This window comes from Streptomyces roseirectus, from assembly GCF_014489635.1.
Taxonomy (GTDB): Bacteria; Actinomycetota; Actinomycetes; order Streptomycetales; family Streptomycetaceae; genus Streptomyces; species Streptomyces roseirectus.
The window spans coordinates 1-10,712 of the sequence record NZ_CP060828.1; the positions used below are offsets into that span (position 1 = coordinate 1).

At 71.1% G+C, this 10,712-nt stretch carries 11 protein-coding genes and 1 pseudogene; 2 read left to right on the top strand and 10 right to left on the bottom strand.

The window, feature by feature from the left end:
- The 6 genes from IAG44_RS44460 to IAG44_RS00025 form a co-directional block, all read right to left on the bottom strand.
- Positions 1–173 (bottom strand): DEAD/DEAH box helicase family protein (locus IAG44_RS44460; protein WP_343075766.1); only part of this gene is annotated, 173 nt, incomplete at its 3' end.
- Between the two features lie 251 nt (positions 174–424).
- Positions 425–997 (bottom strand): transcriptional regulator, encoded by a 573-nt coding sequence (locus tag IAG44_RS00005; protein ID WP_187745061.1) that lies wholly within the window; start codon positions 995–997, stop codon positions 425–427.
- Positions 997–2,610: a helix-turn-helix domain-containing protein gene (locus IAG44_RS00010; protein ID WP_187745062.1), complete on the bottom strand. Its 1,614-nt coding sequence runs from the start codon at positions 2,608–2,610 to the stop codon at positions 997–999. Before IAG44_RS00010 ends, IAG44_RS00005 begins: the two co-directional genes overlap by 1 nt.
- Positions 2,607–2,894, bottom strand: a complete 288-nt coding sequence (locus tag IAG44_RS00015; protein ID WP_187745063.1) for a helix-turn-helix domain-containing protein — start codon at positions 2,892–2,894, stop codon at positions 2,607–2,609. Before IAG44_RS00015 ends, IAG44_RS00010 begins: the two co-directional genes overlap by 4 nt.
- Positions 2,895–3,262: 368 nt before the next feature.
- Entirely contained in the window at positions 3,263–4,597 is a 1,335-nt protein-coding gene (locus IAG44_RS00020) for a DEAD/DEAH box helicase (protein ID WP_246561303.1), read from the bottom strand.
- Between the two features lie 86 nt (positions 4,598–4,683).
- Positions 4,684–5,463, bottom strand: a complete 780-nt coding sequence (locus IAG44_RS00025; RefSeq protein ID WP_187745064.1) for an NAD(P)H-dependent oxidoreductase — start codon at positions 5,461–5,463, stop codon at positions 4,684–4,686.
- A 139-nt stretch (positions 5,464–5,602) separates the two neighbouring features.
- Between IAG44_RS00025 and IAG44_RS00030 the strand changes: the two genes are divergently transcribed.
- Entirely contained in the window at positions 5,603–6,457 is an 855-nt protein-coding gene (locus IAG44_RS00030) for a helix-turn-helix transcriptional regulator (RefSeq protein ID WP_187745065.1), read from the top strand.
- A 103-nt stretch (positions 6,458–6,560) separates the two neighbouring features.
- Here the strand turns inward: IAG44_RS00030 and IAG44_RS00035 are convergent, their stop codons facing one another.
- Together IAG44_RS00035 and IAG44_RS00040 are read right to left on the bottom strand one after the other, a co-directional pair.
- Positions 6,561–7,100 (bottom strand): snapalysin family zinc-dependent metalloprotease, encoded by a 540-nt coding sequence (locus IAG44_RS00035; protein ID WP_187745066.1) that lies wholly within the window; start codon positions 7,098–7,100, stop codon positions 6,561–6,563.
- Positions 7,101–7,222: 122 nt separating this feature from the next.
- A complete protein-coding gene (locus IAG44_RS00040) occupies positions 7,223–7,720 on the bottom strand; it encodes a VOC family protein (protein WP_187745067.1) in 498 nt (165 codons plus the stop codon).
- An 86-nt stretch (positions 7,721–7,806) separates the two neighbouring features.
- Between IAG44_RS00040 and IAG44_RS00045 the strand changes: the two are divergent.
- Positions 7,807–8,587, top strand: a pseudogene (locus IAG44_RS00045) (MmyB family transcriptional regulator).
- Between the two features lie 92 nt (positions 8,588–8,679).
- On the opposite strand, the gene IAG44_RS00050 reads toward IAG44_RS00045, so the two are convergent.
- Both IAG44_RS00050 and IAG44_RS00055 read right to left on the bottom strand, forming a co-directional pair.
- Positions 8,680–9,147, bottom strand: a complete 468-nt coding sequence (locus tag IAG44_RS00050; RefSeq protein WP_187752412.1) for a nitroreductase family deazaflavin-dependent oxidoreductase — start codon at positions 9,145–9,147, stop codon at positions 8,680–8,682.
- 639 nt (positions 9,148–9,786) lie between these two features.
- Positions 9,787–10,542, bottom strand: a complete 756-nt coding sequence (locus IAG44_RS00055; protein WP_187745068.1) for a thioesterase II family protein — start codon at positions 10,540–10,542, stop codon at positions 9,787–9,789.
- Positions 10,543–10,712: the final 170 nt, after the last annotated feature.

Genomic DNA, 10,712 nt, shown 5'->3' on the forward strand with positions numbered 1-10,712 from the left:
TCCTCGGCGACGCGCAGTGCGAAGAGGGTTTTGCCGGTGCCGCAGGCTGAGACGACGTGTCCGCGGGTGTGTGGGCGGTGTAGGTGACGGACTGTGCTGGCGAGGCCCTTTTGCTGGTCTGTGCGCAAGGCCAGACGCCTGGTGTGTTCTGTGGTGGGGGTGCTGGCGGTCATCGCACGGTTCCTCGGTATATGTGAGGGGCTGGCTGGTGTTCATTCTCGCGTAGAGCGGGTTCGTTTACGGCAGGTCTGCGGGTCCTTGCCGGCTGGAGTTGGGACGTCGTGTCCGGAAATGCGGAAGGGCCCGGATCGTGTGGATCCGGGCCTCTTCGGTAGTGGTGGGGCAGGGGGTGAAACCCGCGGCGGGGTCCCTCGTCGTGCGTCGTTCCGGCGGGTGTCGGAGGCTGTTCTTGCGGTGCGGGGCTCTATGCGGCGAAGCCGATGTTGGTGACGTACTCGTACTGGCCCCACTGTGAGCCGAGGTCGGTGATCGTGTCCTGCCAGGCGGCGTCGAGGCTGTGGTGGTCGCCGGCTGCCCAGGAGCCGATGATGCGGTCCCAGCGGCGTACGTTCATCGTCCGGTGTTCCACCACGCGCTGCAGTGGCTGGGGTACCTGGGACTGGTTGAGCGGGTGGATCTCGACCCGGGTGCCGCGGCCGTCGCGGTTGAGGCGTTTGAGGAGGTGGCGGGCGACGTTGTGGCGGCGCACCGTGCGGTATGCCTGGTCGATGCGTTCCAGGTTGGCTTTGGAGGGGTGGCGTTTATCCTCCAGCCATGCTTTCAGTGTCCGGCGGGTCACGGTGAGTCCGGCGTCCTGTGCGGCTTTCAGGGTCTGGGCCGACTTCGTCAGGTAGTGCAGGCGTGCCATCCAGCCGCGTTTGGCGGTCACGGGAGTGGCGATACCACCCGCGAGTTCGTCGAGTTTACGGGCGACGGCGTCGCTGCCCTTGATGCCCTGGGCGCCGAATCTTCCGAAGTCGATGTTCTTCTGCGGCACTACTCCTCCTCTCCGGTGTGCGTGCCGGTGTCGGTTCCGGCGGTGTAGGTGTCCTTGACCTTGACCTCGGTAACGGCTCGGCCTTCGGCGAAGACACGGCGCCAGTCACCGATGACGTGGAGTTCGTCGGTGCCCATGGCCTTGACGACGGTCAGGCCCTCGTCATGGGCCTTGAGCGCCTTGAGCCAGAGGTTCGCGAAGGCCTGGCTGCGGATCAGGTGCATCCAGTCCGGGCGGTAGAGCTCCCGGTTGTAGTGGGACTCCCCCATGGTGGAGACGAACTTGGAGTACATCGCCTTCACGTACTCCAGCGTCACCGTATCGCTCTGCTCGATCGCGGTGTCGCGGGCGTCCTTCAGGGCGATGCGGAACTTTTCCAGCAGGTTCTCCGTGGCCCCGGAGGTGTACGACTCGTGGATCTGCGGGGGTGCGCACAGTTGGTGGTTGGGGCCGGACAGGCGTAGCAGGAGGCGGAGTGTGGGTTCGGTGACCCACAGGGGGCCGGGTTCGTCCCGTTGGCCGAGTGGGTTGGGAAGTACCGCTTCGTGTTCCCATTCGGGTGGGGTGATCAGGTGGACTCCGGAGCGGCGGCGGTCGTGGGTGGGGCTGGTGGAGTGTTCGAGCCGGCCCAGGGGGAGGTGTGTTTTGAGGGCGGAGAGGTAGGCGCCGTTGATGTCGAGTGCGGTCACCTGGTGGTGGCCGGGCGGGAGGTTGTGACGGGTCCATTTGGGGCGGGCTTCCCAGATCTGGTCGGCGCCGCGTGCGGTCTGTTTTTTGAGGATGTCGGGGATCCAGGGGTGGGCGATCACGTCGTAGCGGGCGCCCTTGCGGGTCTCGTCCAGCAGGCGCATCGCGTCCGGGATGGCCCGTTTCACCAGTGCTGCGGTGGCTGCGTCGGCGTCGCCCTGGTGTTCGGCGAGCGTGTTGTGCACGGCCTCGTGGATCAGGCCGGCCGGGCCGGACGGTTCCTGGAATGTGTGGCGGGCCGGGCCCTTGGAACGCCCTGTCGCACGCGCTGTGCGTAGCGGGGCTTTCGGGGTTGGCGCAGTGGGCTGTCCGGCCGGCGGGGCAGGTGCGGCAGCGGAGGCTTCGGCTGTGGTGGGCTGGCAGTCGGCCGGGGTCAGGTGCTGAGCGAACCCTGCCACGCGTTGTCCGGCCGGACAGCCGCACAGCACACATGGCTCGGGGACGGAAAGCAGTTCCACGTCATCCCCCTCGCCGTCCCCGTGCTCGTGCTGGCCCGGGACCGGGCCCAAGGACGGGGCTTGAGCCGGGGAGGGGGACGAGACCGGGGAGGGGGTGGCGGTCACGGCTGTGCCTGATGCGAGGGGCTGCTCCGTAACCGGGGCCACTGTGGTCTCGGTGGCGGTGGCGGCGAGTTTGGCGTTCAGTCCGTCCAGCAAGTACGCGTATCTGGTGCGGATCTCGCCGGCCGGCTCCCGGCCGTTCTCCCAGCCGCTGAGGGTGGACGGGCTCACGCCGAGCGCGCGTGCCACCTGCGCCCTGGACAACCGGGCCCGCTCCCGCAACCCACGCCGCACGTGACAGGGCGGGAGTTCGGCCTGGGGGCCGACGGCATCGAGCAGCGAGTCGATCGCGTCGAAGTCACTCACCGGCCCGTCCCCCTCGCCGCGGTCCGCACGGTACGGCGCCGGCCGGCGGGCAGCGCCTCGCACGCCCGGGTCGGACCCGCCAGCAAGTCCAGCGCACCGATGCCGTAATGCTCGGCCAGGACATCGACGTCACGCAGGCTCCAGGAGACGGCGCCCGACTGTCGGCGCGACACCTGCGTCTGCGTCAGCCCCAGCACCCCCGCGACCGACCGCTGCGACTCCCCCGTCACCTGCATCAACACGGCCACCGTCAACCGCAACGACTCCTCCAAACACAAACCCATACCACCACCCTACCCGAATCCATGCAATTACCGCATCTACATAAGCATTTAACCATCAGTAATGCATAAAAGCTTTCACTGGTGCAGTACGCCAGCCCGGACGGCGGCACGGCCGCAACGAGCCGGGGGTGGCCGGCCAGGGCGCCCGTCCACCCTGAAGGGCCGTACGTGGGGCGGTTGTCGGGCGTGCGGTTTGAGAAGTCGCTGCGAGTGGTGGTCGATTTGGTGGTTTTCCGGGCTTCCGGGCAGGAGTTGACCACCGCCGGGACGTATGTGGAGATGGCGGCGCGTCTTGTGCGCGGCCGGGTGAAGCGGTGGCGGGGAGCCGTGGGCGGGCTCGTCGCTCCGCTCCCCCGGCCGGTGGGGGGTCAGTTGCCGCGGCGGACGCGGGCCGCTCTGCGGGCTTCCGCGAGTTTGGCGGCCTCGTTGGATTTGCGGGACGACGGGCGGGGGGTCTTGGTGGTGCCGAGGCCGCGGAAGGGGGTGTTGTGGTTCTTGGGCGGGGTGCCGTCGAGGGGTTTGCCGGTGGGGGGCTTCGCGCCGGTGATGCGGGTGAGGGCCGCCTCGCCGGAGCGGATCTTGGTGACGGTGGGGGTGATGCCGGCGTCCGTCATGACCTGGGTGGCCTCGCGGCGCTGGGCGGACAGGGCGAGGGTGACGGTGGTGCCGGAGCGGCCGGCGCGGGCTGTGCGGCCGGCGCGGTGGAGGTAGTCCTTGGGGTCGGTGGCGGGGTCGACGTTGACGATCAGGTCGAGGTCGTCGATGTGCAGGCCGCGGGCGGCGACGTTCGTCGCGACCAGGGCGGTGATCTCGCCGGTCCTGAACTGGGCCAGGGTACGGGTGCGTTGGGGCTGGGAGCGGCCGCTGTGCAGCGCGGCGGCGGCGACGCCGCTCGCCCGCAGGTGGCGGGTGAGGAGGTCGACGCCGTGTTTGGTGTCGAGGAACAGCAGGACGCGGCCGTCGCGGGCGGCGATCTCCGTCGTCACGGCGTAGCGGTCGGGGCCGTGGACGATCAGGAGGTGGTGTTCGATCGTGGCGCTCTCGCCGGCGGGCGGGTCCACGGAGTGGACGGCGGGGTCGCGCAGGTAGTCCTGGACGAGCTGGTCGACGTCGCGGTCGAGGGTGGCGGAGAACAGCATGCGCTGTCCGTCGGGGCGCACCTGGTCCAGGATCTCGGTGACCTGCGGCAGGAAGCCGAGGTCGCACATCTGGTCGGCCTCGTCGAGGACCGTGATGCGGACTTGTCCCAGGCGGCAGCCCTTGCGTTCGATCAGGTCGTGGAGGCGGCCGGGGGTGGCGACGACGACCTCGGCACCCTCGCGCAGTGCGGCGGCCTGCCGTCCGACCGACATCCCGCCCACCACGGTCGCCAGGCGCAGTCCCAGGGCCTGCGCGTACGGGGTCAGGGCCTCGCCGACCTGCTGCGCGAGCTCTCTGGTCGGCACCAGGACGAGCGCCAGTGGTTCCTTGGGCTGGGCGCGGCGTCCCGCCGTCCGTGCGAGCATGCCGAGGCCGAAGGCGAGGGTCTTGCCGGAGCCGGTGCGGCCGCGGCCGAGGACGTCGCGGCCCGCGAGGGCGTTCGGCAGCGCGGCGGCCTGGACGGGGAATGGTGTCGTGATGCCCTGCTCGTCCAGGACGCGCAGGATCCCGGCGGGGACCCCCAGGTCCGCGAAGGACACCGCCGGTCGTGCTGACGCGTTCACTGAGAGCCTTCCTTCGAGGAGACCGAACCGAGGAAGGCGCGGCGGGAACCCGGCGACGCTAGCACGGGACGCCGGGGGCCTGCCTGTCAGCCGCGTACGTGCAGGCCGAAGCCGGTGCGGCCGGCGGGCTCCAGGCCGTCCTTGAGATGCAGGGAGGGGATCTCGTAGTCGCCGAAGTTCTGCGGGCGGAAGGGGATGGGGTCGGTCGAGTCCAGGGCCAGCAGGCGCTGTCGCCATGCCTTGGCGACGTCCGGGTAGTCCTCGTCGGTGAGGCGGTCGGTGCCGTGGACGACGAACGGCGGCAGGATCTCGAAGCCGGGGTAGAAGAGGATGCCGTGGTGGATCGGGAAGAGCAGGTCGTCGAGGGGGCCGTTGATGCCGCGGGCCGCGTAGTGCGCCTGAGGGCCGCCGACGGTCACCGACAGCAGGGCCCGGCGGCCGGCGAGGGTGCCCTCGCCGTAGCGCTCGCCGTAGCGGACGTCGCTGTGCTCGCCCACGCCGTACGCGAAGCGGTAGGTGAAGACGCGGTCCACCCAGCCCTTGAGGATCGCGGGCATCGTGTACCACCACAGCGGGAACTGGAGGATCACCGTGTCCGCCCACAGCAGTTTCTCCTGTTCCGCGAGGACGTCCGGGGTGAGCGTCCCGGTCTCGAAGGCGCGGCCCGAGTCGGCCGCGACCTTCAGGCGGGGGGATGCGGCGGGGCCGTAGTCGTCGGCGTCCACGGTCGCCTTCCACTTCATCGCGTACAGGTCGCTGACCTGTACCTCGTGGCCGGCGGACTCCAGGGTGGTCACGGCGAGGTCCTTCAGGGAGCTGTTGAGGGACGCCGGTTCGGGGTGGGCGTGGACGATCAGGGTCTTCACGGGAACTCCTTCGGATCGGGTGCCTTCGATCCTGGGGGTTTCGGCGCGCGGTGTTCAGGGGCCGCGTTTCCGTAGGCCCGGACTTCCTGGTACCGGCAGGGCCACCCTCGCGGGCGCGGGCCGCGTGATACTGGCGGGCATGGACGATCTCGCGGGCTTTCTGCGGACCCGGCGTTCCCGGGTCGATCCGGCGGCCGTCGGTGTCCCCGTCGACAGCAGGCGCCGGGTCGCGGGGCTGCGCCGGGAGGAGGTCGCGCACCTGTCCGGGGTCAGCGTCGACTACTACGTGCGTCTGGAGCAGGGGCGGGCCACGCAGCCGTCGGAGCAGGTTCTCGACGCGCTCGCGCGGGTTCTCGGGCTCGACGAGATCGAGCGCGGGCATCTTCACCGGCTGGCGCGGCAGCCCCGGCGGCGGGCGAAGGCGCCGGGCGGGCGTCTGCGGCCGGAGCTTCTGCGCGTCCTCGATCTCATTCCCGACGCCCCCGCGCTGATCACGGACCACCGGCTCGACGTGCTCGCCGGGAACCGGCTCGCCGAGTTGCTGTACGGGCGGGCGCTGCCGGGGCTGAACACCGCCCGGCATCTGTTCCTGGAGGAGGCCGAGCGGGGGCTGTACGCGGACTGGGAGACCTGCACCCTCGATGTCGTCGGGCTGCTGCGGCTGGCCGCCGGGCGGTATCCCGACGATCCCCGGCTGGCCTCCCTCATCGGTGAACTGGCCATGGGCAGTGAGCGGTTCCGGCGGTTGTGGGCGCGGGCGGACGTCCGGGCGCGTACTCATGGGCGCAAGGTCTACCGGCATCCCCTCGTGGGGGTGCTGGAGTTGCACCAGGAGAGTTTTTCGCTGTCCGACGAGTCCGGGCGCGATCTGCTCGTGATGTCCGCCGCGCCCGGTAGTTCTGCCGAGGACGGGTTGCGGTTGTTGGCGGGGGTGGGGGCGGGGGAGGCCGGGGCGCGGACGGTGGCGGAGGCGGAGGCTGGGGGGCGGGAGTAGGCGCGGACGGCGGGACTGTGGCCGGGGGTGGGAGCAGGCGCTGACCGCGGTCCGGCCGCCGGCGGTGGTTCGGTGGCCGGATCTGTGCGTCGTATCGGTCGTGTCAGCCCACGGTTGTCCGCGGTCCTGCCGCCGGGGTGCGTCCTGCGAAGGCCGCCTCGACTTCCGCCTTCTCCCTGGTGTCCGGGTACGGGTTCACGCAGGCGGTGCCCGCGCTGGAGCCGGACATCAGGCTGGAGCAGGGGCCCGGTTTGCGGTCGGGCAGGCCCAGGATGTGGCCGAGTTCGTGTGCGGAGATGCGGATCGTGTCGTAGCCCTGGTCGACGGCCTGGCGGCCGATGTAGACGGTGCCGTTGCCCAGGGTGGTGCGTGCGGCGCGTGGCCAGCCGTTGTCCGCGAGCACGCGGATGTTCGCGCGCCGGCCTGCGGTGGCCGGGCGCAGTTCGACGGCGTCGACGCTCTCGTTCCAGATCGCGGCGCTTCGGTCGACGGCGCTTCTGAACTCGGCGCTGGAACCGGCGTCGTAGGTGAGGACGACGGTGGCGGTCGGTGTGGTGGGGGCGGCTGTGGCCTGGCCGGCGGTGAGGGACAGGGTGGCCAGCAGGGCGGCGGTCAGGGGGCCGGTGAGCGTGCGCGTGTGCATGTGTTGCCTCTTCACCTGTGGGGGCGGTGGTGGTGGGTGGTCATGCTCACGACATTGTGTGGTCCGCCGGCCGCCGGTGGCGCGCGTGAACCCGCCAAATCGCGGTCGGGCGCGCTGGCGTGTCAGCCGAGGCCGGGGTTCCCCTCGGCGAGGAAGTCTGCGCTCTGGACGTACTCCATGGCCCTCGTGAACTCCGGGTCGTGCAAGCGGTGTTCCATCTCCTCCGGGGTCAGGTCCTCCACGCGGGTCTGGATCCAGTACAGGTTGCCCAGCGGGTCGCGGACCCGTCCGATCCGGTCGCCGAAGAACAGGTGGGTGACCTCGGTGACCGAGGTGCCGCCGGCCTCGACCGCCCGGCGGTGCACGGCGTCGGCGTCCTCGACGTACAGGCGCAGGAAACCGGGGGTCGGCGGCCACTCCGGGCGGGCGTCGAACATCATCACCACCGAGTCGCCGATCCGCACCTCCGCGTGCGCGACGCTCCCGTCGTCGCCTTCGAGGCAGGAGAGTTCCTGCGCGTCGAAGGCCCTCTTCAGGTAGTCGATGAGCTGGACCGTGTCGCGCGAGATGATCCACGGTGTCACCGTGCTGTAGCCCTCGGGGACCGGCTTGACGGACATCTGGGTGCCTCCTGGGGTGCGGGTGCTTCGGGTTGTGCCGACGCTAACGCCCGTCTAGGTCAGGGGCGGTCCTAGATGCGCGCGTCCTGGCGACCGGCCGGTGTCACGGCGGGAGCACGCGCTCCGGGCGGTCGTTCCTGGGCGTGCTCATGGATGTTGACGGGGTCTGCGGGTGGCGGCTGATGACCGGCTGCGTGGCCTGCGCCGAACCTCCCGCGACCGTCCCCGGCACGGTCTCCTGTCGGAGGCAAGAGGACGAGCGCGGCCACCTGTTCCGGCTGGCCGGGCTCGTGTCGCCGGGTCCGCGGACGGTGCCGGCGTTCATCTCCCCGAGTGTCCAGCGGCTGCTGGACCGGCTGACGGGGACGCCCGTCGCGGTCTTCGACGCGTCCTGGAGTCTCCTCGTGGCCAACGCGCCGTACACGGCCCTGATGGGGGACGTCCCCGGCCGGCGCGGCCATGAGCGCAACGCCGTGTGGCGGCACTTCCCCGGTCCGGGCACCCGGGCCCGTCACACGCCCGCGTCGCTGCGTGCCTTCGAGGCCACGCTGGTCGCCGATCTGCGTGCGGCGGCCGGTCGTTACCCGGCGGACCGGCGGTTGCAGCGGTTCGTCGCGGAACGGCGCGCGCAGTGGTCGGTTCGCCGCGCTGTGGGATGCCGGTGCCGTCGGCCGTCACGAGGCCGCGCGCAAGATCATCGACCATCCGCGTGTGGGGCCTCTGGCCCTGGACCGCGACGTGCTCGCCGTGGCGGGCAGCGACCTGCGGATCATGGTCTACACGGCTGAAGCCGGCACCGAGGATGCGCAACGGCTCGCCCTGTTGAGCGTGGTCGGCAACCAGACGCTCGCCGGTCCTGCCACCTGAACTGCCCGCCGCCCGGCTGCCGATACGAAGTGGTGGGGAAGCCGGGGCGGCGTCTTGTGCTCGGTGGGAGGAAGCCGTGACGTCGGCTGGGGTCAGTCCGGCGGCGGCTGTGTGGTCGAGGGGGCGGGTTCGAGGATGAAGAGGGGGATCACGCGGTCGGTTTTTTCCTGGTACTCGGCGTAGGCCGGGTATGCGGCGACCGCTCGCCGCCACCACTGGGCCCTTTCGTCGCCGGTGATCTCGCGGGCGACCATGCTTCGGCGCTCGGGGCCGTCCTGGAGGTCCACCACGGGCTCGGCTCTGAGGTTGAAGTACCAGTCCGGGTGGGTGGGGAAGCCGGCCTTGGAGGCCACCGCCGCGTACCGGCCCTCGTGCTCCACGCGCATCAGCGGGATCTTGCGGATCCGGCCGCTTCTCGCGCCGCGCATCGTGACGATGACGACGGGCAGGCCCGTGTCCCAGAGCGTGGTGCCCTGGGTGCCTCCCGAACTCTCGTACAGCTCGACCTGTTCACGAATCCACTGCGCCGGACTCGGGTCGTACTCGCCCTCAAGAGGCATCGTCTTCACCCCATGCCGTGTACGGATCACACCGGGACGGTCCCGTCCCAGCGTCGCACGAAGCGGGGACCGGCGTCGGCGAGCCGTCTTCATGAGGGCGGGGTCGGGGCAGAACCGGGGCTGGGGGCGTCGGGGAGGCGGTGGTCTGTGGCGGGGGCGTCGAGCCGGACGGCAGCAGCCGGGCCGACGTCGTCCTGATGAACGTCCGTACGGCCGGGGCGGGTTCGCCGTCACCCGTGCCGTGTCTCTCGCGGGTGACGGCGTTCGGGCCGGACGGCGTGCAGGTCTCGCGGCGCTGTGGGCTGAGGCCGGCGGGGTGGAGGCCGATGCTCCTGCGGTCCCGTTCGGACGGTCGCGGGCGGGGAGGCGGTGCTGTCGCCCGGGGCGGCCCGGGGTGTTCGTCGGACGCTGCCGGGCGTCGCCGAGGTCACCGCCCCTGAGCCGTGCGCCCTCACCGCGCGGGAGCGCCGGGTGCTCGTCCTCGTCTCTGCCGGGCTCACCGACGGCGGCATCGCCGGGCGGCTGTGGGTCTCCCCATCCGCCTCGAAGACCCATGCCCCCCCTGTTCACCGCGTCATGGCCGGACTCGGCGCCCACGGCCTCGTCCGCTCGGCGCCGGTGTCCGGCCCGTCCGGATGCTCAGCTCGTCCCGAAGCCCGCCAGTGTCGTCCTGATCTCCGTGATGACCTGGGCGGCTTGGCCGACGAGGTAGAAGTGGCCGCCGGGGTAGACGTGCATGCGGAATTCGCCGGAGGTGTGGTCGGCCCATGACTGGACGGCGTCGAGGGGGGCTTTGGGGTCGGTGTCGCCGGTGAGGGCGGTGACCGGGGTTTTGATGTGGTGGTAGCGGTCGGGGCGGTACAGCTCGGCGGCGCGGTAGTCGTTGCGGAGGGCGGGGAGGATCATCTGGAGCATTTCCTCGTCGCCGAGGAGGCGGCTGTCGGTGCCGGCGAGGCGTTTCATCTCGGCGAGGAGGGCCTGGTCGCCGCGGGTGTGGATGTTCTCCTCGCCGGCGAAGCGGGAGGGGGCGCGGCGGCCGGAGGCGAAGAGCATGAGCGGCGGGGCGCCGGCCTCTTCGAGGCGGGCGGTCAGTTCGAAGGCGAGGGAGGCGCCCATGCTGTGGCCGAACAGGGCGAGGGGGCGGTTCGCGCCGGCGTCGGCGAGGAGGACCGGCAGGAGCAGGTCGGCCAGTTCGGGGAGGTTGTCGACGAACGGCTCCTGGCGGCGGTCCTGGCGGCCGGGGTACTGCACGGCCAGCACCTCGACGTCGGGCGCGAGGGCCTGCGATACGGGGTGGTAGAAGGAGGCGGAGCCGCCCGCGTGCGGCAGGCACAGGAGCCGTACGGCGCCCTCGGCGGCCGGGTGGTAGCGGCGTATCCACAGGCTGGGGTCCATCGGTGTCTCCGGTGCGCTCGGAACGGGTGTGCTGCGTGGGGACGTTAACAAGAACTCGGCGCGGTGCTCCCCCTGATCCCACCCCTACTCACTGCCCGGGGCAGGTCAGGGGTGTCCGAGGAAGCCGTGCGCGCCCTATCTCTTTCGTGAGCCCTCGTCATACCGCGGGG

Excerpts from the sequence above, each read along its gene's own strand:
- IAG44_RS00015 (WP_187745063.1), bottom strand. The coding sequence starts at position 2,894 with ATGGGTTTGTGTTTGGAGGAGTCGTTGCGGTTGACGGTGGCCGTGTTG.
- IAG44_RS00030 (WP_187745065.1), top strand. The coding sequence starts at position 5,603 with ATGGACGATCTCGCGGGCTTTCTGCGGACCCGGCGTTCCCGGGTCGAT.
- IAG44_RS00035 (WP_187745066.1), bottom strand. The coding sequence starts at position 7,100 with ATGCACACGCGCACGCTCACCGGCCCCCTGACCGCCGCCCTGCTGGCC.
- IAG44_RS00040 (WP_187745067.1), bottom strand. The coding sequence starts at position 7,720 with ATGTCCGTCAAGCCGGTCCCCGAGGGCTACAGCACGGTGACACCGTGG.
- IAG44_RS00050 (WP_187752412.1), bottom strand. The coding sequence starts at position 9,147 with ATGCCTCTTGAGGGCGAGTACGACCCGAGTCCGGCGCAGTGGATTCGT.
- IAG44_RS00055 (WP_187745068.1), bottom strand. The coding sequence starts at position 10,542 with ATGGACCCCAGCCTGTGGATACGCCGCTACCACCCGGCCGCCGAGGGC.